The organism is Paenibacillus sp. EKM206P, assembly GCF_011066155.1.
Taxonomy (GTDB): domain Bacteria; phylum Bacillota; class Bacilli; order Paenibacillales; family Paenibacillaceae; genus Paenibacillus; species Paenibacillus polymyxa_D.
In genome coordinates this window covers 242231-268429 of record NZ_JAAMNQ010000005.1, presented here as the reverse complement: position 1 = coordinate 268429, position 26199 = coordinate 242231, and the positions used below count along the sequence as shown (strand labels likewise).

Annotated in this window: 21 protein-coding genes; 9 read left to right on the top strand and 12 right to left on the bottom strand. The window is 42.5% G+C overall.

Annotation, left to right across the window (positions count from 1 at the left end):
• Positions 1-11: 11 nt before the first annotated feature.
• Both G9G53_RS13455 and G9G53_RS13450 read right to left on the bottom strand, forming a co-directional pair.
• A complete protein-coding gene (locus G9G53_RS13455; RefSeq protein ID WP_029515902.1) occupies positions 12-1298 on the bottom strand; it encodes a cellulase-like family protein in 1287 nt (428 codons plus the stop codon).
• Entirely contained in the window at positions 1291-4647 is a 3357-nt protein-coding gene (locus G9G53_RS13450; RefSeq protein ID WP_165148196.1) for a DUF5107 domain-containing protein, read from the bottom strand. Before G9G53_RS13450 ends, G9G53_RS13455 begins: the two co-directional genes overlap by 8 nt.
• 136 nt (positions 4648-4783) lie before the next feature.
• On the opposite strand from G9G53_RS13450, the gene G9G53_RS13445 reads away from it, so the two are divergent.
• On the top strand, positions 4784-5665 hold the full coding sequence (locus G9G53_RS13445; protein WP_165148193.1) for an AraC family transcriptional regulator: 882 nt from the start codon (positions 4784-4786) through the stop codon (positions 5663-5665).
• A gap of 115 nt (positions 5666-5780) precedes the next feature.
• On the top strand, positions 5781-6755 hold the full coding sequence (locus tag G9G53_RS13440) for a bile acid:sodium symporter family protein (protein ID WP_165148190.1): 975 nt from the start codon (positions 5781-5783) through the stop codon (positions 6753-6755).
• Positions 6756-7026: 271 nt separating this feature from the next.
• Here the strand turns inward: G9G53_RS13440 and G9G53_RS13435 are convergent, their stop codons facing one another.
• The 4 genes from G9G53_RS13435 to G9G53_RS13420 all read right to left on the bottom strand — a co-directional run bounded on the left by G9G53_RS13435 (position 7027) and on the right by G9G53_RS13420 (position 11895).
• Positions 7027-7452: a MarR family winged helix-turn-helix transcriptional regulator gene (locus tag G9G53_RS13435; RefSeq protein WP_039270457.1), complete on the bottom strand. Its 426-nt coding sequence runs from the start codon at positions 7450-7452 to the stop codon at positions 7027-7029.
• Between the two features lie 532 nt (positions 7453-7984).
• Positions 7985-9466, bottom strand: a complete 1482-nt coding sequence (locus tag G9G53_RS13430) for a glycoside hydrolase family 32 protein (RefSeq protein WP_029515907.1) — start codon at positions 9464-9466, stop codon at positions 7985-7987.
• 11 nt (positions 9467-9477) lie between these two features.
• A complete protein-coding gene (locus tag G9G53_RS13425; RefSeq protein WP_165148187.1) occupies positions 9478-10713 on the bottom strand; it encodes an MFS transporter in 1236 nt (411 codons plus the stop codon).
• 198 nt (positions 10714-10911) lie between these two features.
• Entirely contained in the window at positions 10912-11895 is a 984-nt protein-coding gene (locus G9G53_RS13420; protein ID WP_029515909.1) for a LacI family DNA-binding transcriptional regulator, read from the bottom strand.
• 129 nt (positions 11896-12024) lie between these two features.
• Between G9G53_RS13420 and G9G53_RS13415 the strand changes: the two genes are divergently transcribed.
• Positions 12025-12186, top strand: coding sequence for a hypothetical protein (locus G9G53_RS13415; RefSeq protein ID WP_165148184.1), 162 nt, complete (start codon positions 12025-12027; stop codon positions 12184-12186).
• A gap of 446 nt (positions 12187-12632) precedes the next feature.
• Positions 12633-13205 carry a DinB family protein gene (locus tag G9G53_RS13410; RefSeq protein ID WP_165148181.1) on the top strand — a complete coding sequence of 191 codons (573 nt, stop codon included), beginning with the start codon at positions 12633-12635 and terminating at the stop codon, positions 13203-13205.
• Positions 13206-13444: 239 nt separating this feature from the next.
• Here the strand turns inward: G9G53_RS13410 and G9G53_RS13405 are convergent, their stop codons facing one another.
• From G9G53_RS13405 to G9G53_RS13390, 4 genes are all read right to left on the bottom strand, one after another.
• The gene (locus G9G53_RS13405) at positions 13445-13618 is read right to left on the bottom strand and encodes a DUF3970 family protein (RefSeq protein WP_080658577.1); all 174 of its coding nucleotides are present in this window, start codon (positions 13616-13618) and stop codon (positions 13445-13447) included.
• A 6-nt stretch (positions 13619-13624) separates the two neighbouring features.
• Positions 13625-13903: a 3'-5' exonuclease gene (locus G9G53_RS13400; protein ID WP_080658578.1), complete on the bottom strand. Its 279-nt coding sequence runs from the start codon at positions 13901-13903 to the stop codon at positions 13625-13627.
• 325 nt (positions 13904-14228) lie between these two features.
• The gene (locus G9G53_RS13395; protein WP_069010912.1) at positions 14229-15563 is read right to left on the bottom strand and encodes an erythromycin esterase family protein; all 1335 of its coding nucleotides are present in this window, start codon (positions 15561-15563) and stop codon (positions 14229-14231) included.
• Positions 15564-15642: 79 nt separating this feature from the next.
• Positions 15643-16800 (bottom strand): serine hydrolase domain-containing protein, encoded by a 1158-nt coding sequence (locus G9G53_RS13390; RefSeq protein ID WP_165148178.1) that lies wholly within the window; start codon positions 16798-16800, stop codon positions 15643-15645.
• Between the two features lie 1095 nt (positions 16801-17895).
• On the opposite strand from G9G53_RS13390, the gene aiiA reads away from it, so the two are divergent.
• The 5 genes from aiiA to G9G53_RS13365 all read left to right on the top strand — a co-directional run bounded on the left by aiiA (position 17896) and on the right by G9G53_RS13365 (position 22416).
• Positions 17896-18654 (top strand): quorum-quenching N-acyl homoserine lactonase AiiA, encoded by a 759-nt coding sequence (gene aiiA / locus G9G53_RS13385; protein ID WP_165148175.1) that lies wholly within the window; start codon positions 17896-17898, stop codon positions 18652-18654.
• Positions 18655-18668: 14 nt separating this feature from the next.
• A complete protein-coding gene (locus tag G9G53_RS13380; protein WP_165148172.1) occupies positions 18669-19991 on the top strand; it encodes an MFS transporter in 1323 nt (440 codons plus the stop codon).
• A gap of 45 nt (positions 19992-20036) precedes the next feature.
• Positions 20037-21425, top strand: coding sequence for an amidase (locus G9G53_RS13375; RefSeq protein ID WP_165148169.1), 1389 nt, complete (start codon positions 20037-20039; stop codon positions 21423-21425).
• Positions 21426-21454: 29 nt separating this feature from the next.
• On the top strand, positions 21455-21646 hold the full coding sequence (locus G9G53_RS13370; protein WP_165148166.1) for a hypothetical protein: 192 nt from the start codon (positions 21455-21457) through the stop codon (positions 21644-21646).
• A 158-nt stretch (positions 21647-21804) separates the two neighbouring features.
• Complete coding sequence (locus G9G53_RS13365; RefSeq protein WP_069010905.1) at positions 21805-22416, top strand: TetR/AcrR family transcriptional regulator; 612 nt, start codon at positions 21805-21807, stop codon at positions 22414-22416.
• Between the two features lie 963 nt (positions 22417-23379).
• On the opposite strand, the gene G9G53_RS13360 is transcribed toward G9G53_RS13365, so the two are convergent.
• Together G9G53_RS13360 and G9G53_RS13355 are read right to left on the bottom strand one after the other, a co-directional pair.
• Positions 23380-23631, bottom strand: coding sequence for a hypothetical protein (locus tag G9G53_RS13360; protein WP_029515919.1), 252 nt, complete (start codon positions 23629-23631; stop codon positions 23380-23382).
• A 953-nt stretch (positions 23632-24584) separates the two neighbouring features.
• A complete protein-coding gene (locus G9G53_RS13355; protein WP_081317544.1) occupies positions 24585-26156 on the bottom strand; it encodes a glycoside hydrolase family 32 protein in 1572 nt (523 codons plus the stop codon).
• Positions 26157-26199: the final 43 nt, after the last annotated feature.

The following is a 26199-nucleotide window of genomic DNA, read 5'->3' as shown; positions in this document are numbered from 1 at the left end:
CCCCTCACTCGTTAATCTGAATTCAGGATAAATTGGTTCCACTTGCGCTGCCAAGCGATATCATTCCAGAATGGATGATGGGGAGCGCAGTTAGAACAGAGGGTCATTCCCCAGAACCCAAGTGCCATTCCTTTTCGCAACACATATTCAGCGATAAATTTGCCGACTGGGCCTTCTTCAAATTGGGCATGCAGCGGCGTGTAGCCTACATAACCTTCTCCTATGACAATTGGAATGCCGGAATGACGAGTCCATTCATGAATCTCTTCCAATCGGGTGTCGGCCTTCTGCAACATGGCCATTTTATGGTCTCCATACCGATCGTACAAAAATAAATCCCATTGATCGGGATCTACCCAGTCGTGCAAATAAATAAGTCTCATGCCGACTGGATTGCCTTCCATCCGCCAATTCTGCCCCGGAGGCAGGGTCCATTTTGCAAATGGAGGAGCGTCTTCTCTTAATAGGGATTGTACGAATGGATTGGGGAACGGCGCCAACTCATCATAAAGCGCTGCCGCTTCCATAAGCTCATTGAGCACCCCTTTAATATATAGGTGAAAATGGGCCACCTGCATATTGCGCGCGACGTAAGCCTTGGGGTAGGCTTCATTTAACGTATAACTGGCTGTCATCATCATATCAGGATGACATTGGCGAAGATATTCTATCGCTTCTTCTACGTAGGGCTGCATGGCTTCAATAAGCGCCGGTACATTCGTTTCGGCTATGCCTTCAGACGTTCCGACGGCGTTTAACTGCCCAAATTCCACTTCGTTATGCAGCTCTGTATAGATGATCTGACTCCTGTAGCCTTCTGCTGTGACGAAACGGATCAACTGATCCATTGATTTTGCAATGGCCATGAATCTCTCCTTAGGAGGAATTGCAGCTAGTTCATCTCTAAGCTCAGCATGAGCCAGAAAGCTGGGACTCTGCTGATATTCCCAAGAGGATAACATAATGTAACAGTTATGAGCCTTTGCTTGTTTGAACAGTTCGAGCAAATGAGCATGCCCGTCCAGTACTGCGCCTCCACGACAGTTATACCAACGCGTACGCTGGCCTACTTCCCCAAGGTTAGCAAACTCCAAGGGTCCGGGGCGTTTGCCATCCGCTGTAAACAACATGAATGGCATTGCACATATTCGGATCGTATTGTAGCCTCTTTCGACCGCTTCTTTAAAACGGGCTTCCAGATCGCTGTAGGGCTCACCTTCCTGTGTCATGGTATACCAAGAAAAGTCCCACATGGTGATCGTCAATTTGCGCGGTACAGTTCTCATGAGATTACTCAATTGATTTCCCCTCCCAGCTCCAGTCCATATGGTTCAACGCTCCTTGATGGTTAGCTTCTAGCTTAAGCACCGATTCAAAATGCAAGATGGCTTCGTCCTGTCGCCCTAATCCAAGCAAACCAAGTGCTTTCATATAAGTACAATGAACCTGATTACGAATATTCAGGTCATCTTCAAAGATGAGAAAGTCGGGTAACGAGACCGCGAAATAATCCATTTTCACGGGTTCGAATAAGTATCTATCGGCGTAATCAATGAGCTTGTTGAATCGACGATTGCCTTCCTTCGCATAACCAAGTTTCCGCCAGGCCAATCCTTGGTAAAATATCATATCTGGCTGTTGATCGTTATAATACATGGCATTAATGGGTTCCCCCAGTCCTTGAGAGGCCGTGGAAAAGGCCTGTCTTGCCTCATCTGTTAATTTCAATAGCTCATACGCGCAGCCCAAATAATAATAGATATCGTTATCTTGGGAACCCTCTAGCTTACCTTCGCCAAGATTCTCTGGATACACTAAAGCCTCCCGCAGCCCCTTTACAGCCTGTTCAATCCGCCCAGACCTCAGGTCGGACTTGGCAAGCTCTACCTTGGCCAGCCTATACTGTCCCGTTACCTTCCCCTCTCCGCCTTCCCATGGATGAAATATTCTCCCTGTCAGCAAGGACAACGCTATCTTATGCTGCTTCATCGTATTGTGAACGGTTACATATTCTAAAAACAGATCATCGCGAAGCTTTATGATTCCCGGATAACTCTCCATTAGATTCAATCTGTCGTTGGGCTTGATGTTCAGCTTCCTATACAGCTGGTCAAGCTCATAAAGAATACGTGCGTCTGAAGTATTGCACGCAAAGGCCTGCTCTAACGAATGGCGAGCCTTCTCTACTTGGCCTTGTTTGTTAAAATATCCAAGAGCAAGATTACGGTGAACAACGGGGTAAGTATCGTCAATGGAACGAGACATTTCCCAGCTGGAAATAGCATCCTGATGCCGTTTCTTATCATAGAGTAAATTACCTAAGTAATAATGCGCCTTGTCATCCTCCGGTCTTGTTCGAATTGCAAATTGTAACACATCCAACTCAAACAGACGGTTAGGAAAGCAGTAATCGGGTACTGCATCTGCGGCCTGAGCGAGAGCATTGTTCACCTGCTCAAGCTTGCCGATTTTAGCATAGCAGAAGGCCTGAACGTAATACAGCATAGGGTATGTTTTTGCCTGCTCTGGAGCTTCTTCCAGCACACATGCTGCATCCTCATAGAGTCCTGCCGCCGCATAGTCCGATGCTACCGCTATATAGTTGTGCACATCTCCACGCATCCATTTTTCCAGCTCTTCAAAGACCGTTTTAGCATCATCTCGTAACCCGAGAGCCTCTAAAGATAATGCTTGCTCACGGTAAGCTCCAAAATCGGCGATATCGAGCTTCATCGTTTCCTTGGAAAAGGCTATTGCTGCTTCGTTCCTGCCGAGCTTACGAAGAATAGCCGACTTCAGGTTGCGTGCCTTGTAATTGCGAGCATTTCGGATTGTCGAGCGCTCGACGAGTTCCAATGCTTCTTCATAGTTCCCTTGTTCTGTCGCAATCTGTGCCAGTGAGAAATACCCGCTGTCTTGCCATGCCGCACTCCATACTGATTTATAAAATGCAGCGAACGCCTCATCCATCCGCTCTTGGTGTTTTAGCGACAAACCAAGCTGGTAGTAGGCCTCACCATCATAGGGATTAGAGTTACGCCAGGTTATCCGCGAGATGGCTTTACGAAAGCACTCTTCACTTTCTGCATATAACCCTCTGCGAAGAAGCAACGTACCATATGCCATATTTATACGGCTGTCATTCTTATCTCTTTTCAGGCCCTCAAGGTAATACGCCTCAGGCTCAAAGGTAGCATGACGGTATTGCTCCAAGTGTTGTCCTGCTAAATACAATTCTTCGTTCGTTCTTAATTCCTCCGGTTGTGGCAGGGGGTCGGCAGCAGCCGGCATCTGCTCAACTTCCTTTTGCTTAGGCTGGTAGCTAATCAGCTCCCTTCCGGTCGCGTCTTTGACGCTTAAGCATAGATCATAATCCTCATCCTCAGCCAAAATAACTGTCTTCTGTATCAAGGCCTTATTAGGTGTCAGATCCAAGGTTTCTTGAATATAAACTTCCCGCTGGCTGCTTAATTCCACAACAGCCTCGCAAAATGACGAAGTTACATAGACGCCAATCTGTACTGTCCCTTCGCTGCGATTTAATTCCAAACTAACGGCTGCGTCAATTGAAGCGTTTTTGACCATACCAATATGTTTGTAAGGCATAAAATACTGCGAGAACGTCTTTTCTTCATACGGCTGAAGCCAAGTGAAATCTGGTTGATTATCGGTATACACTCCCGTCATCAACTCGATGTAGGGGCCGTCTTCATCTGTTAGATTGCGGTCCCAAGCTTGGCCGAATTCGCCATTTCCCCATGTCCACTGCTTTTTCCCGGGAGAGATGTGATGGTTGGCCACATGCAAAAGCCCAGCTTGTTTCATATGGTCGTAACCACCTATGAAATTGTAATCCGATTTATAGGCCATATATGAAGTGGGAACAGGAATATTTTTGTATCGGGAGATATCTACGCCTTCAGAATAATCCATTTTATAATAAGTGCCTGTAGCAATCGGGAAACGGGATACATCTCGCTTTCCATGGTCGAACACGGCTGATACGTCTGGAGGAAAAACAGATTGCGTGTGATCATGTACCGCTACGGCTGGATTGGCCCACCATAAAAATGTTTGAGGCTCGGCAGTCCGGTTATATAGCTGGGCCCCCACTTTAAGGTATGCCTTATCCGGTTGAAGTGTAAAACCAGCTGTTACTTTCGTGCCGAACATACGATCAATTTCGCTCACCCATACCGTTGCGCTTCCGTCGTCGTGTTCTTCCAACTTGTATTCAACGGGTCCGTAAGTGTTGGGACGGTGATGCTGCGGCCAGTTGAACTCAATGCCTCCAGATATCCATGGTCCCAATAAGCCCACAAGCGCTGGTTTGATGACCCTGTTATAATAAACAAAATCATAACCGTTGGTCTTGTCGACCGCACGATAAATGCGTCCTCCCAGCTCTGGCATGATCTCAATGCGCAAATATTTATTTTCTAGGAAAACTATTTGATAATTTTCAAGTTTCTTCTCATCCTCAATTTTATCAATGACCGGATGCGGATACACTCGACCGGAACTTCCCTGATAGACACGTTTCTCCAGAAACATTGGATTTTTGTCGGGTTTGCCAATTCCATACGTGGGGATCTGCACGGTTTGCTCCCACACGCGTGCCCTAGCGTCGAAAATGCTCAATTCCATCACTCCCTCATAGTCGCTCTTATATTCAGAGCTTACAAGTAAGCGACATTACAGACAATTGACAATCTACTGTTTATGATGGACTATATACGTATTTCATCATTAGAGCCGCCTAAGGCTAGGAGATGGATAGATTATGAATAAGAAAGCTGATGGATTTGAGGGTGAAAAGTTATATGTCGTTCCACCCTATATACTGGATAAATTAAATATGAATCCGCTTACAAAAAATCTATATATTACGGATATAGGCTGCTTCAGCCATGCCCGCCATCATTTTCGTGAAAGAATGCACGGATGTGACTCTCATATATTCATCTACTGTACCAGCGGAAAAGGTTGGATACGAACAAAGGATGGCCTAACGATTGACATGACAGAGCGAGGCTTTGCGTACATTCCCAGAGACATGCCGCATGCTTATGGGGCTGACGATAGAGATCCTTGGACAATTTACTGGTTTCATCTTAAAGGGGACCAAATGGATGATTTTATAGCATTGTTTGAGCCTTTTAAAACGTATATTTCGATATCTGCCAGTGATGGAGTCAAACTACTGGAGCTATTTCATCAGTGTTACGACCTTTTATTGAATAAATCATACTCCATTATACATTTAGTTCAAGTATCGCAAACTGTCCGTTATCTGCTGAGTTTTGTTGTATCGGTTGCATTTCGCAAGGAAGACAGTACGTACCAGAGTCATGTGGATAAGGCAACACGCTATATGAGTGAACAATTGGAATCCACCGTTTCGCTTGAGCAGCTTAGTCGGCATGTTCAGGTATCCAAGCAGCATCTGAACCTGATATTCAAGCAATCCACCGGCTACTCTCCTGTCGATTACTATTTAAGAATGAAGATACAGAGGGCCAGTCAGCTTTTGGATTTGACGAATGCCTCTATTAAAGAAGTTAGCATACAACTCGGTTTTAGGGACCCTTACTACTTCTCCAGACTATTCAAAAAAATAATGGGCTGCTCTCCTTTGGAATATCGAAATAATTTGAAGGGTTAATCTATGTTCATCAGGAGCGTTCAAATTTGCTTCTATCGGGCTACCGCAAGGTCACAGATCATTTACGAATCACGGGTGCAAGGTCTATACTTAAGGTTAAAAAAGGAAGTTTTGTATGCTCCTCACGTTGAATCGTAGACTAAATGCAGCTATGCCGCTAATTACACCAATCAGCATTCTAATTGGCGTCCTAATCGGTACGCCGTTGTCAGAATATACCGAACTCTCTCCCTGGCTGTTTGCATTCATGACCTTCGCGGGCAGCATCAGTATGGGGTTTAAGGATTTTGTCCATGTGATCAAGCATCCTGGTCCGATGATCGCCTGTCTGTTTATTCTTCACCTGGCCATGCCGCTTCTCGCCATGATGCTGGGACATCTGGCCTTCAGTGATGATCCTTACACGATTACTGGACTTATTCTTGGTGCAGCTATCCCTACGGGCATTTCCAGCTTCGTGTGGGTCAACATCTATAAAGGCAATACAGCGCTGACATTGGCGATCATTTTAATTGATACGATTTTGGCCCCATTTGCCGTGCCGGGCATCATGTCCCTACTGATCGGAGCGGATGTGCAGCTCGATACCTGGGCGATGATGCAGAGCCTATTCTGGATGATTGTCGTTCCTTCGCTAATCGGCATGGTGTTGAACGAATGGACCAAAGGGAAGATCAAGCAGGTATGGGGACCACGGCTAGGACCGTTCTCCAAGCTGGCTATGGCTCTTGTCGTCATGATTAACGGATCTGTCATTGCGCCTTATCTGGTCGATTTTAATCTTAAGCTTGTCGGAGTATGCCTATCCATAATCGTCCTTGCCTCCACTGGATATGCGATCGGTTATCTGATATCAGGACTGATGCGGTGGAATAATGCAGACCGTACGGCGCTTGTCTTTAACGGCGGCATGCGCAATATTAGCGCGGGAGCCGTGCTTGCCATCACCTATTTCCCGGCCCCGGTAGCATTGCCCGTTGTACTGGGGATGATTTTCCAACAATCCACAGCATCTCTGGTCGGGTTTCTGCTGAGTCGTCGCGACCGCGGCAACGCCAAGGAAAAGCGCAATACGGCCTCTGTTTCTTAAGCAAAGGGGGTTAGCGGTGGTTCCAGATGATAAAACTCCTCCTTATGAGGAGGAGTTAGTTTCGGAAGGGCGTTTCTATACGTACATGGTTGAAAGTCTAATTTAAATATGCATGCACAATCATGTAAATGGTCACTTTCCACTTCATAACATTACTATTGAATCGTGTAGGGTAATAAACTTAGCTTCCGTAAAGAGCCTTTCGTGGCACAACGTTCAAGCCATATATTACCCTAAGGAAACTAAGAACGATATACACAGGTCGCAAAGTCTAAAACAGCTTTTGCGTAAGATTTTGAAATTGTGACTTCACTCCATCTTTCTGAAGTTCTGATTGTAACACCTGATTAAAGGTTTGAAGTGCACGCTGGAATTTATTTTCACCAAATTCCGTAATCCGAGTATACACACCTCGTCGATCATCCTCGCATGTATGTCTTTGTAAAGCCCCGCAGTTTTTGGCTTCCATTCTCACTACGAGTCTCGATGTCGCACTTTGACTTAATCCCACCAATTCTTGAAGTTGCTGCAGTCGTAATTTTTTTTCCTCGGAATTGGATATAAAACCTAAAACATAAAACTCCTTCAAAGATAAATCATAATTTTGTAGCAGGGCTTGTTCTAACTTATCATTTAAAGTGGAATGGATGTGAGACAAAGACAACCATACATCCAAAAGTTCGTTTTCATGTTGCAAGTTTAGACCACACCATTCTATATTGAAGTATTTCCAGTAAGTTTATCCTATTGTAACAAGCTTAAATGGAATGGTCAAAACCCATAACCTATTTTGAATATTACAATCCGTCGTCACCGAACCAGCATGCAAATGCAGCATAATGATTCTCGTTTCAGAGTGTCGATTTTATTGACAGTAGTCCACCCTAACTATCTTCCTATGTACATACATTGCTGCAATTAAGCTTATATAATGTGAGAAAGTGAAGATAGCAAAAAACAGGTCAATCATGGTGATATCTAACCATAATCGACCTGTTGAATGTAAAGGAATAGCATTTTCAAAGTGAGCGGTAACAACATCATGACGAAATGGAAGAACAACGTAGATCGTAGCAAAAGGAAGTCAGACAACCAATTTTCACATGTAGCCTTTCAAAAAGACGACACTGCATATCCAGTATCGTCTTGTTAGTGTTATTTTCAAGATATATATAGGTTCCATATCCTTTTACTGTATACATAATATGAACTGCAATCTTTTCATTGAATTATTCAGCTTGCCATATATCTTTCAATTTCCAATATGTCAGCCCATTTACTAGCGCCTCTCCACCCTCTGTTATGATTTCTATGCCTAGCAATTTCTCACTCGGATAGATGCGACTTGTCATCGTAGCTTGCCCTTCATTCGCAAACATTTCAATGGATGAACGATCCAGATATACATGCAATGTCAGCTGTCCCTCAGCATTGAAGGCTGTTTGACGTACTCCATCTGTCTTTTTACCTGATTTAGAACAATTAAGCATTAGTTTCTGCTCCGGAATAGAATATGTGATAACCGTTTCTTCTCGACCTCTTCCACGAAACTTCAAGCCTACCAGGTCTGCACTTGACTTCGTGAGATCGAACACTACCTTAACTTCAAGCAAGTCTTCTTCAACTTCCTTGAAGTAACTTCCAGAAATAGCGCCATATTGATACAAAACATGTTTACTTTGGCGAAGTAACTTCATTTCTTCAACTGGAGTCATCAGTACTCTATTATTGTCACCCAACGTAATTAAACGTGGGATCGTCATTGCTCCACACCAGCCGTCTGCTTTCGTCGGCATATCCGATTCCCACATATCCATCCAACCAAGCGCTATGCGGCGACCTTGATCATCTAGAAAAGTTTGAACCGCATAGAAGTCATGACCAGTATCCAACTCGATGAACTCTCCATGCTTATATTCATTACTATCATAATTATATTCGCCAACATAATATCCCGTCTGGAACAAGTTATTGTACTTATCTCCTTGCGCATCAATACCTTGTGGGGAGAACATAAATATATGCTTACCGTTCAGTTCAAAGAAATCAGGGCACTCCCACATGAAGCCCATATTCTTATCTCCCTGCAGAAGCACACCATGATAGGTCCAAGTCCTAAGATCAGGAGATGTATATAGAATAACACGCGGCAGATCTTCTTTCGTGCTGTTACCTAGGATCATGTACCATGTATCCTCATGCTTCCATACCTTCGGATCACGGAAATGCTGTGAGCTATCAGTCGGAGGTTCAGCGATTACGGGATTCTGCCTTAGTTTTGTAAAATGAATGCCATCTGTGCTTACTGCCACATTTTGATTTTGGAAAAAGATATTGTTTGGTTGATCAATATAGTGATGACCAGTATAGATCAATGTCAGTTCGCCGTTATTATCTACTGCGCTTCCTGAGAAGCAACCATCAAGGTCACACGCATCTCCAGGCGCTAATGCAATCGGACAATGCTCCCAATGTACAAGGTCTTTACTCTTCACGTGGCCCCAATGCATTGGGCCCCAGTTCTCATCATAAGGATGATGCTGATAGAAGGCGTGATATTCACCTTTGAATTGAATTAATCCATTTGGGTCGTTAATCCAGTTTGCTGGTGCCATAATATGATAACCTAATCGGTACCGCTTGTTCATTTTCGCTTCTGCCTGTTTCAATGCTTCCTCAGCTTGCTTCGTATTGTTATTATATGTGTTCATCTTTCTTCCTCCTATGCTGTTTCAATATGCTTGTTAGGCTTGGGATCCAGCTTTTTCGGTTCTTTCTTTAAGGTAAAGATTGAGATTGTTGTAAAGACAAATACGAAAACACCCATAATCACGTACGTATTTGCAAAACCTCTAATGTCATAAGACATACCGGCGATTGGCGAGAAGATCGAAGCTCCTACCTGACTCATAAACTGGAATCCCACCAGATACAAGATCGAAGACAGACGCGTATCGAAATTTGCAGCCAAGTACTTAAATACGGAGATCAGCATGATTGGCAGTTCCAATGCGTGAATCAATTTCATAGCTGAGATTCCATAAGGTCCAATAACTAAGCCTGAACCCATGATCCGGAACGCCATCAAGAACCCTGCCAATATTAGACCCTTTTTTGCTCCAATTTTGTTGACAATGAAAGGCGCTAAGAACATCATGCCTGCTTCCAAGAACACTTGTAGGGAATTTAAGTAACCGTAAACTTGATTGCCTAATGCAACCGTTGAGAACGTCGATGAAAAGTAATTCGGGAACTGCTGGTCATACACATTGTAAATACAGGTAACACCAAGAACATATAAAATGAAGAACCACAAATGCTTATTTGCAAACAAATGGCCGATTTGCTTAAAGTTAACGGATTCTGCTCGCTCCATCTCGGAATCTGTCATTTCAACTTTAATTGTCGTCATAATGATAAACAGAACGACAGCAGATACTGATGCAATCCAGAAGTTAATGTTAGGGTTGATATTAAAGAGCTGACCAGCGAAAAACGTTGCTGCTGCCCAACCTAGCGAGCCCCACATACGAGATTTTCCGTATTCAAAGTCATATTTTCGGCTGACTTTCTCGACATAAGATTCGATGGCTCCAATCCCTGCCAAAAAAGAAATACCCAAGTATAATCCACCTGCAATGGCACCGAGAAATACATTGTATTGAAGTAACGGCCCATAGATAAAGATATAGAAAGGACCAACAAATAAGAGCAAAGAACTGATTAGAAATAAAATATGCTTCTTTAATCCGATTTTATCAGATATATAGCCATAAAGCGGTTGCATACATAGCGCAAAGATAGCGTTTACAGTAAAGATAACACCTGTTTCAGCACCATTCAGACTGATTTCTTGCCCTAGCCAGATGGAAAACAATGAATAACTTGCTGACCAAGTAAAGAAGAAAAAGAAAAAATAGGCACTTAGTTTCCAGTACATGCTCTTTGACTTTCTCATATCGAACGCTCCTCAAGTTGAACATTTAATGTAAATGAAAGCACTTTCGTATTTACAGATCGATTATATGTCAACCGCTTTCATATGTCAACCGCTTGACATATTTTCGAAAGAAAAAGAGCTCTCCTCTTGATTTCAATTACTCTAATAAGGATAGCTCCACCTTCTATCACAATGCTGAAAACTATGGAAACTGTATTAAGCCGTACTAGCTTCAATCAGTTTCACTGGTAGATAGGTTTCTCGCGGGACATCACTGAATCCACCTTCAATTTCTTTAATAAGTAACTCTATGGAAGATCTGGCAATCTCCTGTATTGGTTGCTGAATTGTCGTTAATTCAGGGAGAAGATTGCGGGTTGTTTCTGTTCCGTCATATCCAATTACGCGAATATCTTCAGGAACACGTTTTCCTCTTCTTCTTGCTTTAGCAATAAAAGACGCAGCCACCAAGTCATTACTCGCAAACAATCCATCTACTTCAGGATGTTCATCGAGCAAGCGTTTAATCGGTTCGTCGTGATTCTGTTGGTGGAAGGGATCATGTACTTCATAGGTAATTGCCTTTCGACCATACTGCTCCATCACATCTTCATATGCTTTTCTTCTTAAGCTTGCTGGTGTTTCCAATTCAACAGGGCCATTTATGTGTAAGATATGCTTGCACCCTTTTTCAATAAGTAGTTCTGACGCCAGTTTTCCACCCATATAATTATCCGATCCTACAACTGGGATTGAATCGGATAGGAAGCGATCGATCGCAATGACGGCAATGTTCTTCTGTTCATAATTTACGATACCCCGATTGTGTGTACCAACGATAATACCGTCAACTTGATTTCGCATAAGCATATCCACATATGATTCCTCTTTATCCAGCTGATTCAAACTGTTACAAAGCAACAGCTTATAGCCTAATGACGCACAAATATTCTCTATATGAAAAGTCAGCTCTCCGAAAAATGGGTTGCTTGTAGTTGGAATGATTAATCCAATCAGATTTGTTCGTTTACTAAATAATGACCGAGCCACATCATTTGGAAAGTAATTTAGCTCTTGCATCGCTTTATGAACTTGATCCTTCGTTTCTTGACTGATATAGCCACGATTATTAAGTACGCGAGAAACCGTAGTCGGTGAAACTCCAGCTAATTGTGCAACATCGTTAAGTTTTGGTTTCATTGATTCTCCCTGCCTTCTCTTCATGCCATATCTCTAATTTTTTTCATTTTAACATGGTTAAATGTTAAAAAACATGCTTGAGCATTCTTATGGATTATTCTTCAGATTTGTCTCCCTCTAAGAATCTCCTTGGCGACAGAAGAACTGGTCAAAGAAGACGCTAAAAAACAAGGATATGATAGCGAATTTGTTGATTATTACATCATAGAAATGAGCAAAAATCCTCCTGAAGAAGCTTACACCGTATTGCCTGCGGCTGTAACCATTTCGTCGAATCGTGGCACTGCTTAATAGGCTCTGTCGTAAATTCATTTCAATTTTAATGATAATGGTAAACTAAAGTCTAAGCAGTCTCATTTCCTCAGATGCATGTCAGATGATAATTCAACGATCATCTTCATAATTAGTGAGAACTCATTGACTCGAAGTTATACTACTTCTTCATTGTCAATTGTTAGCGAATAATAATGTTTTAGACTAAACAATAAAGAACTAGACTGAGATAAGTTATAGACTGGCGACGCGCGGCCCGCATGCGCGACTGCAGTTGCGCTCCCCATCTCTTCCGGAATGAAGTCCAGCTTTGCGATCGGCGCGCTAGCGACTGCGCCCGTGTAATTAGAAAATATAGTCTTAGACTGGAAAATAAAGTATTAAAGGTATAAACTACGAATATGCTTTTTTCTTGAACCCTCTCATATGATGAGAGTAATTCAGTATTCGAGGAGATGGTCTTGATGAACAAGAACATAGGGATTAAGGATACTTTGGTAAGGTTCGACGAGATTTCGAAGCATTATGTTCGGGAGCTGGACAAGTATAGTCTGGCGGAACTGTGTCGCAAGCCAAGCGAGAACGAATGGTCGCTTGGGCAAATGTACCTGCATCTGCCTCATTCCACGCTGAACTTGCAGCTCCGTCTTGCGGAGCAGTGCATGGCGCTCGGTGGCGGCAACGAGGAGGGCGACGGGAAGACGGAGGCCGGTCATGCCGTGTTTGAGCAAGGGAGCTTCCCACCGGTTCGCATTCAGGTACCGGCCGACTTGCAATATACGCCCCCACAGCCAGAAAGCAAGGAGCAGCTTGTCGCCAAGCTGGAGGAAGCAAGGCGCCGCATGCATGAGATTGGGGCGTCGCTACAGAACATAGACCCAGAGCGGCTGCAGCGAAAGGCGACTCATCCGGCCGTAGCCTTCGGCGCGTTAAACGCGGTCGAATGGTTCACGATGGTGGAGATGCATTACCGTCATCATCTTCTTCAAAAGGAGCGGCTGGACGCTTTCTTACAAACTGCAGAGTTATTAGGCTAACAGGACACGATAGTTGAATGTTGACCACAACAGCGGCCAGTCTAGGAATTTATTTTCGCGTCCTTATCTGCCGCTGTTGCATTTGTCGGATCAGTCTAAAACTTTATTTTCTTCGGACAATAAAGTTGTATACCAAAATCCAATATTTGTAATTTTGATTCTTTTATCAATATATAAAAATATGTACGTTAAAATGGGGTAATACCAGCGAAATTGATACAAACCGCAATTTGTTTCCTCTAAGCTTTTAGAGGCTGATCGTTTGGACTGCTTACATCAACATAAACACGAACATATTCACTGTTTCTGTTCTGATAGGCCTTTGAACGCTTCAGCACTCTGTAGTAGTCCTCGAAGTGCTCCAAAAACTGATCAATCTCTTCAGGTATTCCTTCAACCCGTATTTTTAGCATCCTCTTTTACAACTCTTCTTTTAGCGATGAGCTTGGAGCATTTTCAACCATTTCGTTTGTGATTCCGTGGATGGCGGTCGCTTCTTCTGGAATGAGGGATACCGGCTTGATTAACGTTTCAAAAAGAGGATTTTCGTCAAGATCAATAATTGCAATCTCTACGATCTCAGAGTCGCCATCTAAACCGGTGGTTTTCACATCTAAAATGATATATTCTGATTTTCTTTGGCTAACTGAACGGTTCGAGCTTTTTGTATTGCTGCTAGTTGTTTCTCTTATTTTCACAAAAAAACAAGCTGACGATTATAAGATGGACTTTTTCTTGTACAAAAAAGAGTCTGCCCTTGGGCAGACCCGATACAAATGAACAGACTCGTGCAAGTTGTGCTCAGTCAGATTGAACCTGCAGGATAGAGGCTGTTTCAATTCGGATTTATTTTGTTAACTTGATAATAATGTGCTTCTACCCAACATCGTCTCTAATTCGAAAACATTTATTCCATCTAATGATCTTTTAATGGAATAACCTAGCTGACATTTTTTAAACACCTCTATTGACACTTAACACTATCATCAATACAACACTTCGTTAAGCCACATTATTACAAATTTATTGATGTAGTTGAGATGGACTCACTTTTTGAATTTGAACAAGTATATCAAACGTTTTACCTAATGATATATCAACAGTTTTTGGTATAGCAGGGCCTTCTTTAGTTATTCCAGCGAAAATTTGATGTTGTTCGTTTAACCAAGTTTTTGTCACTCCGTTCGCCTTACGTAAATCAATAAAAAATTGATCTTTTTTGACCTGTCCAAAAATGTAATTATAACTGTTTGGATCATCTGATTTTAATATTCCATATGGGCCAAATTCACCATCATTATTATAAACATTATATTGTCCTTTATAAACTGATGTTCCAATAGATACATACCGTTTTCCATAATATTCTGCTAAATGCTGCCCAGCTACTTTAGGGTATATAAATGGAATCATATTTGTTTTCGAAACGTGTCCATTATGTCCCCAAACTATGGTTTTCCCTAAATGTTCTTCAGTCCACTTCGCATTTTCATACATTGCAATATCATGTTTCAAATAAAAATCCGATGGTTTATCAGGGGATGTTCCTCCTAACATTGTAGTAAACTGTTCAATAATACGAGCATTTTGTTTTATCCATGCGAACTCTTTGGATTTTCCGTTCAGATAACTTTTATTTTGTTCTAATAAAGCACTGATTTGTTTAGCATCTGAAATATACTTTTCTTTTTCTTCTTTTGTAAGGCCCTCAAAAGTAGTCATATCCTTTGTTACAGGAATGAGACCTTTTATCTTCTCTTCTACTCTAGGCACAAGATCTGAATTGTTTCTTTTTATATATTCTATTATATTATTATAAACATTCTCGTTTACTGATTGAATGTCCATCCCAATGATACGCACTTTAGATTTATGTTCTGGATTAGCATTATATTGTCGAATCCAACTAAGTAGATCTAACATTTCTTTTGTGTTAAATACAGGTGATAGATGTTGGCTTGGGTTTCCCTTACCAGTAAGAACATATCGATCAAGCTCCAGAGCTCTGTCCCATCCCTCTTCTAAAACTAAGTTGATGAATCCCTTTTCAGATACTAAATAATTAACAATGCGTTGTTTCATTGTAAAAACTTCATGAGCCCCATGCGTAGCTTCACCTAAACCTACAATTGAAGCTGAACCTACCATATTCTTAAGTGGTTTTAAATCATTAAAAGATGCAGTTGGATTAGTTGTTTTTAAAGGCTTTGCATGCATTTCTAACCATTCCGTTATTTGATTTGTATTGTAGGGAGCTGTAACAGAAACTCCTGTTTTCGAGTCTGCATAAGTACTTCCTACAAAATTAGTCAGTATTATAGCAAAAACACCAAGTGCAATAATCATTTTCTTTTTCATAATACCCTCCTAAAATACTTACTTGTTAGTTTTTTGACATGCTCTAAGGAGCCCAGTTTAAACCATTTTTTCCTTTTTCCTACTTGCTAAATTCAGCAAGTAAAATATTTTTAAATGGATCAGGACTATCAGCTTTAAAGCTGTTCAAATTGACGACCAATGTATGCTTGCCTCCAAGTGTGCCACCAGCAAAAGTGGTAAACCCTAGAACTCTACCTTTGTGTCCCCATATCGAGACACCGTTTGGAAGCTTAGTTTCAAAGATCCCAAGACCATATCCGGTTCCTTCTCTATCTGTAGGAACTGTAGTAAGCATTTGTTTTAGTTGCTGTTCCTTCAGTAATTTACCACTGAGTAAGTAAGAGAAGAATTTGTTTAAATCGTCAGCAGTAGAAATCATATCTCCATCCGAGCTACCTGGGTTAATATAAGCAACGTCTTTTAGCTCACTTGCTCCGTCTAGTTGGAAATAGCCACGGGCATGCTTGGTGCCTGGAATCACGCTTGAATTGCCAGGTAGGAATGTATTTGACAAATCAAGCGGTTCAATAATCCGATTTTCAACCTCTTCCGCATAGCTGTTTCCAGTTACTTTTTCAATAAGGATCCCCAGTATTACGTATCCTGTGTTTGAATAAGACCAACCCTTTCCTGGGGCAAAGTCTGGGGGAAGAGAAATCCCCATCTTTACGAATTCTTCAGCCGTATACGATTTTTTTGTATCCGTATAATCAAAGTCTTTTGAATTTACATAGTCAGCGATACCACTTGTATGATTCAATATCTGCCGGATAGTAATTTGGTTACCATCATATCCGTTTCCTTGAATGACACCAGGTAACCATTTTTCAATGGAGTCGTCTAGATTCAAGCGGTTCTCTTCAGATAATTGAAGTAGAACTGTTGCAATGAATGTCTTCGTTACACTACCAATGCGAAAGCGAAAATCTGTTTTCATTGGTTTCTTGGTGCTCAGGTCCGCTAACCCAGCGGCATAACTCCATGTTTTTCCACCCTCAGAAGTTTTAGCAAGTATCCCAGGATATCCAAGTTGCAATGTATCCCGCATTGCCTCTTTGACGGAATTACGTTCACTTTGAGTGCTTGTTTGTAACGGACTAGATACATTTTGAATGGACTCCGCTCTTACAATTGAGGTTGGTGTTGTGTATAACAGAGAACTTCCAGCCATTAAAAGGACTAAACCTGTAGATGCAATTTGACAATGCTTTTTCATAAAGATATTCTTCTCCTCTATTCATATTGTATCGGCAGTTATTTGCTGTTTTAGGGCAAGAGTGGATTTGCAATTATCTTTACTCATTATTATTTTCACAAACGCTATTGTGTCCTAACAAACGGTAAATTCCTTTTTTTCCACATGTATGTTAACCCTAGAAATTACTTATTTTCCTTAAAACACTCTTGTTACTGGATTGTTTTTCATAAATAGGTCTTACCTGTTTCCCCTTTCACGCCTCTTTATTTTTTATCATACACAATGAAAATCTCTCCTCCTCGTTTATTGTTAATGTGTTAAACTGCCTCTATGATTCTAAGTATTTTTCTGTCACATACGGTAGTGTCAAAATGTCACACTATTAAAAATCCTAATATTATTCGGAGTGAATATCTCAATCCAGATGTCGCTGTCAGTGAAGCTGGTGATTTGGCTGTGTCTTATTCGTATTCCCAGTTGCTCCATAACCTCTCTTACCAGAACTCTTGCCAATCTCAATTCAATCGCTTGCATTTTTCTAGGGGGTAACTCACTCTCGTTGCCAACGTAAAAACACCTCCAAGGTTATCTCCATATCTTACGACATGGCTTGATTCTCTTGAAGGTGTTTTGATTTGTCTCACGTTATGGGGTCAGTCCCCTTGATCTACAGTCGAAAAAGGTTCTTTATCTAACTTTACCAATCGATCAAAAACCTTAATTTCAAATCCCGATTCATTTCTCAACACTTCAAACCGGATGTTCTCCTCTACCGCCGGATTGATGGCTGAACCGAAACATTGTTATCTCCTGACTACAATCAATCATTTTAAGCCCATTATCTTCAAACAGGCATTCAGCATATCCTTGTTTTTATAGATTACAACAGTAATCTCCTGTCGTGCTCTCGTTAGCATTTGGTACAAACGCAGCCCCGTTGTTTCTTTGCACTCCACCTAGGCGACATTCTTTAGCTTGGCGTATTGTTGCAGGTGTAAGGCTTTTGCCGATGCCCAACCGCCGATGACAAATTGACATCGGACAATTTGTCCGATATAATCAAAACAAACCGGACAAACTGTCCGAATTTATAATACGAAGGGTGAAACTGGGATGCATATCAAAAAATTGTATTTTTTATCTGTAGGTGAATGTTTCCTAGATCAATCGGCAGTTAATCGAACCCTTGCCCCCGGGAAATTAGTCGGAATGCCTGTGTGGTCTTTTCTATTGGAAACGACCAGCGGGCCGATACTCATCGATACGGGAATGCCCGACGCTTTTATCAACAATCCCGATTACTACAAGGGGACTAGACGTGAAGGGCGCGTCGTCCCCAACATGTCTGACGGCGACTCGATCGTAAATGTGTTAAAGCGTGTCGGTTATCGACCTGACGATATTCAAATGGTCATTAGCTCCCATTTACACTTGGATCATTCTGGGGGAAACGGGCATTTCCGCAATACGCCGATCCTTATTCAAAGGGCAGAGTATGATGCGGCCATAAACAATGAGGATTACTCTCCATTAGAGTGCAGGCTGCCCGATTTACAATATCAAATCATTGAGGGTGACCATGAATTGATTCCGGGGGTTCAAATTTTATTCACTCCGGGTCATTCCCCTGGCCATCAATCAGTCCTTGTCACAACGGAAAAGTCGGGTCCAGTGCTACTGACAATTGATGTTGCTTATACTCGGGAGAACTTCGAGAATAGCGTACCGTTCTTGACATTCGATCAAAAGATGGCTGCCAAATCGATTACTCGCATGCAGGAGTTAATTCAGGATGTTCGGCCGTCCTATGTTTTCTTGGGACACGATAGAGATCAGGCGCAAAAATGCCGCACCTTTCCTGACTTCCTGTAATGGAGAGACAGGCTATGGATACTCAATCAATGGCTTTATCCGGCAATGAGCGGAAATTAATGGGGACACTTTGCTTGCTTATTATTTTCGGAAACATCAATATGACCATGTTTAATTTGTCTATACCTTCGATTTCCGCTGACTTTGCCCTGACCTCCTCGCAGGTGAGCTGGGTTATGGTCGGTTACAGCATTTTGATGGCTATCGGCGCCGGTACTTACGGCAAGTTAACGGAGTCCTTTTCCTTTCGCCAGCTGTATGTCATTGGTTTAATCCTTTTAGCTTTCGGCTCTATGACCGGCTTTTTTGCAGCTTCATACTTGCAAGTCATCATTGGAAGACTACTGCAGGCAGCAGGGGCCTCATCCATCTCTCCCCTGTCTTATGCGGCAGTAACCCTGTATTTTAAGCCTACAGTCAAGGGACGGGTGCTGGGAACCTTATCCGCCACAATTGCCTTTGCTTCCGGCTTCGGGCCTGTGTTCGGCGGTTTCGTAGAGCAATACTTTGGCTGGCGTGCTTTGTTCATCGTGTCCAGTCTGAGCCTATTTGTTATCCCTTTGATACTCAAGTATGTTCCTGACAAGAAACACGACCGCGGTTCATTCGATTTTCTCGGAGCTGTTTTGTTCTCCGCGGGACTGGCGTTGGTATTGCTAGGGGTTACGAACTATTGGTTTATGCTCATTGCAGGAGCAGCAGTTCTTCTATGGTTCGGTACTCATATTCAGAAAAAAGAACATCCATTTATCGATGCATCTTTCATGAAAAATGCTCCTTACCGACGAATTCTAGGGATTGGATTCCTTACCTTCGTATGCAACACGGGGTTAACCTTTACTCTTCCTGTCATGATGAAGAATTCCTTTCATTTACCAACTAGTAAAATCGGTCTGCTGATGCTTCCCGGTGCCGCCTGTGCAGCCTTGCTCGGATCCCGGATCGGAAGTTGGACAGATCGTTTCGGAAGCTCCCGTGTGCTTGTCATATCGCAAAGTCTCGTCATCAGCGGATTTATACTACTGGGGGTATCCGTACATTTGCCGCCATGGATCGACGCTTTATTGATCATTATCCTTATGATTGGATTCAACGGTGTCCTCACCTCTAGCAGCAATTTAGTTTCGACGACACTCCGTTCGGCTGAGCTGGGTGTGGGGATGGGTATTTTCACACTGGCCTATCTCCTAGGCGGAGCATTTGGCCCTTCGCTGGTCGGCCGACTGATTGATCTAAAGATGCCTTTTTCTGTTGTTTATTTTACCATTTCCCTGTTGGCAATCCTGACATACTTATTCGCAAGAAAAGCAAATCCTAGCGGAAGTTATGGTAATTAGTTTGGTAGACTTACGACATGTCCGAAAGATACGGAGGATGAATAGATGAGTAAATTAAATTTCCAACTGTCCTTTGCTGCTATTCATGAGCTGGCCGAGGGGATCCGAACAAGGGAAATATCCCCGGTAGAGATTACAGAACATGCGCTTCATCGCATCGAACGTTTGAATCCGAAACTGAACGTTTTCGTTACCCAAACGTCCGAACTGGCGATTGAACAAGCGAAGCAATCGGAACGCGATATTATGCATGGTCGGTACAAAGGGCCCCTTCACGGGATTCCCATCGTTCATAAGGATCTATATTACACTAAAGGGATCCGAACAACTGCCGGTTCAAAAATATTGAACAGCTTCGTCCCCGATTACGATTCGACGGTTGCAGCTAAGCTACATGAGGCTGGAACAGTTCTGCTAGGCAAAGTACAGACTCACGAGTTCGCTGCGGGATTGACAACAACTAGCCCACACTTCGGTCCTTGCCTCAATCCGTGGAACACTGAACTTGTAACGGGAGGTTCAAGCGGCGGATCGGCTTCTGCTTTAGCGGCTGGACTTACTTATCTGGGCACAGGCTCGGATACCGGAGGTTCGATCCGCATACCCGCTGCTTTGTGCGGTGTCGTAGGGATGAAGCCGACGTACGGTCGGGTCAGTCGGTATGGTATCATTCCAATGGCCTGGTCATTGGACCACTCGGGTCCGTTGAACCGCTGTGTCATGGATGCGTCTCTGTGCTTGGATGTGATGTCTGGCTTCGATCCAAAGGATGAATCGACTGTCGATCTGCCTGCGCCAGGTATCAAGATGTATCCGAATGGTCTCAGGGGTGTGCGTATCGGATTGCCGACAAGCTACTATTACGAGGATTTGATGCCGGAAGTGGAAGCTGCGATGAAGGCCGCTATAAATAAATTCCGAGAACTGGGAGCAGAAATCATCGAAGTTAGCCTGCCCCTGATCAAACATGTTAGAAGTGCGACGATGGCCATTATGATGACGGAAATGTACTCGTACCACGAGAAGTGGCTTGAGACAGAATTGGAACAGTATGGACCGGACGTCCGAATGTTTCTTGAAAGCAGTAGAGATATTCCGGCTTCCATTTACCTTCAGTCTCAGCGGGCCCGGCAACTAATTGTCAATGATTTTTTGAATGCATTGTCCGGAATCGACATCTTGTTGACGCCGGCAACACCGATCACTGCGCCGCGTGCAGATGATGAAGCTAGTGTATTCAGATTGAACTCATTTACGGTTCCGACCAATTTGACTGGCTTGCCTAGCTTGAGCATGCCTTGCGGCTTCTCACCTTCCGGTCTGCCGATTAATATGCAATTGATTGGCCGCCCCTTCGAAGAAGCGACAGTACTAGGTATCGGCAATACTTATGAAATGAATACAGACTGGCACAAGAGACATCCGGATTTGTAAGCCTGACTATATTTGATGGAGGGTAATCTATGGATCAAAAGCAACTTAACTCTGAAGTTAGCAGGAGAGCATCAACCGAAACCGGAACAGATACGACGAGCGACAAGAAAAAAGCAATCGAGCAGTTTATTCATACGATCGCAAGTTTAAAGGAACTGGACCTATCGGGCATTGAACCGCATTTGCCTCCAATTTACAAAAAGCACTATACCAAGAGATAAAAAAAGCTCATCGGTCACCCAAATGAATGTATTTTTAATTTTTCACGAAATGTATTATAATTATGAAGACGGACAACATGTCCTATACACGAAAAACGGACATATTGTCCGCTTTTCGTGTTAAATAACAGTTAAATTAATGATGAAGGGAGATGTTTATGGTGAATTCAGAATCGCAATCTGTCTCTCTGAAAATTCCCAGAGAGGAGTTAAACCGAAGACGAATTTTGGCGGCGGCTAGAGAACTTTTCATCAAAAAAGGCGTTGACAATGTCAATATGCATCAGATTGCGAAGACTGCTGGAGTAGGACAAGCAAGCCTATACCGCCGCTACTCGGATAAGGGCGACATATGTCAGGAGATCGCGTATGAAGAATACCAACCTTTGTTTGATGAAGTTCAAGCATTTCTTGATCAATCCCCAGAAACCGCTGCCTTGGACCGGCTTTACCATGTAATCGTAAGATATGTCTCTTTTTTAGAGGCGAAAGTTCCTTGGCTCTGTGAGGTCAGCCGGGCCTCAACCGGGCATCGTCCGTTACAATCCCCGTTATGTCAATGGATGCGCAATATAAGCAGAAATCTGCTAAATGAGGCCGTTGAACAGGGAGACGTATCCGGGGTGGACATTTCATATACTATTGAAGCCCTGCTGGCCGTGCTTCACAATATCGATTACCATCTCCAAGATGAGGGCTTTACAAGCCAACGAGTTCTTGATGGATTACACCGCATATTTATTGAAGGTTTAAGAGCTAATAGACATTAATTGAGGGGCTGGCCACAAAGCCACATAACATGGATGAGGAATAGTCCTGCGTAACTCCTCTTTTTATCTCATAATGGTATATTGAATGTACAAAGAAACCATATCCTTTCAAATGGTCGGGTGGTACCTCCATTTTACCCAGGAACGGTTTCTTATTGTTTTACAATTGGAGAACAGGACGTCCCTAGTCATTTTTATGACTTATGGGACAACCCTTTTTTTCTGCCAATGGCTGCTACGCGAATTGTCCGGATCGGACTTCCATGGCACGCTCTCCTTATTCGGTCTTCTTATCATCAGCAGCGCTCTTTCGTCTACATCCTGTAGGCTTCGTAGCAGCAGGCTTAGTAGCCTGAGAATCCATGGAGAACAAGCAGGTTTTCATCTTATGTATTCCAAAATTGCAGTTGAAGAGATTTGTACAACACTTGGGGATTTTATTAACTCATCTTCCAAACTCCACGTCCAACTTCTCCAATCCATAACCAAACCACCTTTACGAAAAGTATCAATTATGATCGTAATTTGGATTCGATATCGATAATACCATATGTTAACATTTATAGGATATATAGAGTAAATAGAAACACAAAAAACCAATAGAAACAAGGGGCTTTGTTTCTACTGGTTTAAAAATGTCTCAAACATATACCCAAAAATGTCTCGGTTATCAACCAAATCAGTCTCAATTATTACCGTTACTCACTGTGTGGTGTCATAATTAGTGAGAATATCCACATTGCTTAAATGCATAAAAATACATCCGCTTGTATACATTATTTTACCATCGAGTAACCCTAAAGATACAAAAAAGGGCACAAAAAATGCCGGTTAATGGATATAAAAAACATATGCAGTTCCATCATTAAATACAAAGATGCAGTAGCTGGTAAATCTTCAATTAATTTAATTTTTGAGTCTGTTATGAGGTATACAATATTGTTTGGATCATAGAGGTACCAGTCATCTCTCATCACTTACGATATATCCGTTAACTTTTTTATAGCCAGCAGCCATTTTCTCCTTATAAGCTTCATCACGTAGTCTTTTTATTCTTTCCTGTTTTAATACCTCTCTAGCTGCTAATTTTAGTTTATTGTACCTTCTATTGAATTTATCTAACTGATAGAATGCAAACACATTGCTAAGCTTAGGCCTTTCATCGAGAAGGGTTAATAACTTAGGAATTGTGACTGAACTGTAAAACTGCCCCAAACTCTTTGGATCTAGCTCTTAGTTTTCTTCTGTATTCTGTTCTTTGCGTTCTAAGAGTATCTATCTCTTTCAACAGTTCAACTTCACGTCTAGCCAGATGGTTTCTTTCAGTTTCAACTTTAGTAATATTTCTTTTCAGAGGCTCTCTGAGTTATGCCCGATGATTTCTTTCATCACCAGCAAATTTTGATTTAGATCTGCTGTAAAAGGAACGACTAGTTGAGGTATTTCTTGTTTCATGAAACTTTTTTTGATCAAAGCTGAACCAGTGTAAATTTCTCCCGTTCCCTGTATGCAACCATTGAAATACTCTTGATACTCCAAACGGAAGAGCAAATGGGAAAAAAGTTCCTAACCATATATCCGGTTTAATAAGATAAGTTAGTACCTTTTGCAGAATGATGACGGTCTCACCCTTTCATGGAAATCAAGAAATTCCATATTTGCTAATTTAGCATACCCAGCCCCATTATTTTAATTCAAACGCTTAATTGCCCTTGTCTTAACACAAGACAATATCATTTATCTGTAAAACAAAAAGCCGCCAAATTGGCGACTTCATAACCACTGCAAGTTCTTGTCCCGAACTGAGAACAAGAACTAGGTACCCCCTTGGGAAAAGAATATGATCTTATTGTCAATCATCATATTATTATAGGTAAGATGCAAGGAAAGATTCTTACGCCCTCTTACCACTGTAAAACTATATTATGAAATTCTCCGTGTTAGTCTTTCGATTTCTGCTAACTTCTAAGGATACGAACCCCCGGTACGGTTGTGAGCCGACGGGAGGTTACGTGTCCAGGCATAAGATAATACTTTAATTAGTTTTGGAGACCAGTTTAGATACGGATATAAGCAATCGGGCTGTAACCATTTCGTCGAATCAAGCCGCTGCTTAACGGGTTCTGTTGTAAGAACGTTTCAATTGGAATGATAATCATAACTACTGTCTAAACATTCTCATTTCCCCAAATGCTTACCAGATCATTGATCTGAAGCGACACGACCCTCAGTTCTCCACCAATGGCGTAGAGTTCTAGTCCCTTACTTTCGAAGTCCGGGAAAATCATGTCTGAAATGATTGTTTTTCCATGATTGCCGAAGACTTCGACACTTGACCAATCCAGATAAATGCTCAACTGTATCCTCTCATGCTCTGGCTTCATAGTGGCCTTGTGTATTGCTGTGAAATCTGAATGAAAATCAGTGGCGCTCGACTTCGTCCGATCGACGAACAATTCCTCATTCGAGATATTATATCCGATGATCGTCTCCTGATTGGCGGACTTCCGTACTTTAAACCCGAATTCCATAGCAGTACCGATTTCAAATTCTGCAATAATTTCTGCCTTGGCTGCGGAAATATCAGACAACACGTTCATATCTGGCTTAATCGTCAAGTCTTGTAGAGACAAAATCGGTTTTCTTAGCTGACTTAATTCATTTATGGGTGTTTGGATTAGGCGAAGTCCCTCGGGATAAGTCCTTAGCTGTAGCTCCCGGGGAATTGATGTCTTGCCACGCCATTCCTTTGAAGGAAGCGTGGTAGCATAACGCCAATTATTCATCCAGCCGATCCAAATCTTTCGTCCGTCTTCGTTCGAAATGCCATTCCAGGACACGGCCGCGTAAAAGTCTGATCCATAGTCTACCCATTTGATAGTATCGATGGATTCCAACGCTTCATCTGGCGTGAACGACTTACCGTCAAAGTTGCCTACAAAATACATCATGCCAGAACCGCCTGCCGGTGGTTCCGGATCGTCTGGATTCACACCATTTCTATCCCCGACGCTTAGCATCAGAATCCACTTCGTGGTATTAGGATCCTCATCCACTTGGATTCGAAATATATCAGGACATTCAAATATCCCTCGGTGTATATGTGGAATGTCGGAACCGAATTCGCTTGCAAAAGACCATTCTTTCAGGTTTGGAGATGTGTAAAATTCTACACGGTCCCTTACGGCAAGAACCATGATCCACATTGATGATTCATCATGCCAAATCACCTTCGGATCACGAAAGTCTAGCGTGTCCGTTGGAAATAAAACCGGGTTACCTTCATATTTTGTCCAGGTTCGACCTTTATCCTTGCTGTAAGCAATGCTTTGCACCTGCGGTTTTCCAGGCTGAGCCTTGTTGCCCTCATTTGTATAAATGGCCACCAATCCTGATCCTTCCTCTTTGAAAAATCCGCTGGTATTGTTCTTATCCACCACCGCACTCCCCGAGAAGATCGCTCCGTCCTCCCCAGGTGGAATCGCTGGTGGAAGCTCAGTCCAATGCACTAGATCCTTGCTTACCGCATGCCCCCAATGCATGTTGCCAAAATCAGGCTGCGTATCATGGGGCGTATGCTGGTAGAACAGGTGGTATTCTCCTTCAAAGTAAACCATGCCGTTGGGATCGTTCATCCAATTTTTCTCCGGTGAATAATGAAATTGAGGCCTGTACGTCTCACTATAGTTACTTTTTCTCTTTCTGCCGCTATAGTCGTCCGTTAGGTTTAATTCTTTCATAGTATCCGCTCTCCTCTTGATTGTTGATAAGGTATTTAACATA

Bases quoted from the DNA above. Each gene is read 5' to 3' on its own strand.
- G9G53_RS13380 (WP_165148172.1), top strand. From the start codon at position 18,669: ATGGATACTCAATCAATGGCTTTATCCGGCAATGAGCGGAAATTAATG.
- G9G53_RS13390 (WP_165148178.1), bottom strand. From the start codon at position 16,800: ATGAAAAAGCATTGTCAAATTGCATCTACAGGTTTAGTCCTTTTAATG.
- G9G53_RS13420 (WP_029515909.1), bottom strand. From the start codon at position 11,895: ATGAAACCAAAACTTAACGATGTTGCACAATTAGCTGGAGTTTCACCG.
- G9G53_RS13355 (WP_081317544.1), bottom strand. From the start codon at position 26,156: ATGAAAGAATTAAACCTAACGGACGACTATAGCGGCAGAAAGAGAAAA.
- G9G53_RS13410 (WP_165148181.1), top strand. From the start codon at position 12,633: ATGAACAAGAACATAGGGATTAAGGATACTTTGGTAAGGTTCGACGAG.
- G9G53_RS13450 (WP_165148196.1), bottom strand. From the start codon at position 4,647: ATGGAATTGAGCATTTTCGACGCTAGGGCACGCGTGTGGGAGCAAACC.
- G9G53_RS13445 (WP_165148193.1), top strand. From the start codon at position 4,784: ATGAATAAGAAAGCTGATGGATTTGAGGGTGAAAAGTTATATGTCGTT.
- G9G53_RS13440 (WP_165148190.1), top strand. From the start codon at position 5,781: ATGCTCCTCACGTTGAATCGTAGACTAAATGCAGCTATGCCGCTAATT.
- aiiA (WP_165148175.1), top strand. From the start codon at position 17,896: ATGCATATCAAAAAATTGTATTTTTTATCTGTAGGTGAATGTTTCCTA.
- G9G53_RS13370 (WP_165148166.1), top strand. From the start codon at position 21,455: ATGGATCAAAAGCAACTTAACTCTGAAGTTAGCAGGAGAGCATCAACC.
- G9G53_RS13405 (WP_080658577.1), bottom strand. From the start codon at position 13,618: ATGCTAAAAATACGGGTTGAAGGAATACCTGAAGAGATTGATCAGTTT.
- G9G53_RS13430 (WP_029515907.1), bottom strand. From the start codon at position 9,466: ATGAACACATATAATAACAATACGAAGCAAGCTGAGGAAGCATTGAAA.
- G9G53_RS13365 (WP_069010905.1), top strand. From the start codon at position 21,805: ATGGTGAATTCAGAATCGCAATCTGTCTCTCTGAAAATTCCCAGAGAG.
- G9G53_RS13375 (WP_165148169.1), top strand. From the start codon at position 20,037: ATGAGTAAATTAAATTTCCAACTGTCCTTTGCTGCTATTCATGAGCTG.
- G9G53_RS13395 (WP_069010912.1), bottom strand. From the start codon at position 15,563: ATGAAAAAGAAAATGATTATTGCACTTGGTGTTTTTGCTATAATACTG.
- G9G53_RS13425 (WP_165148187.1), bottom strand. From the start codon at position 10,713: ATGAGAAAGTCAAAGAGCATGTACTGGAAACTAAGTGCCTATTTTTTC.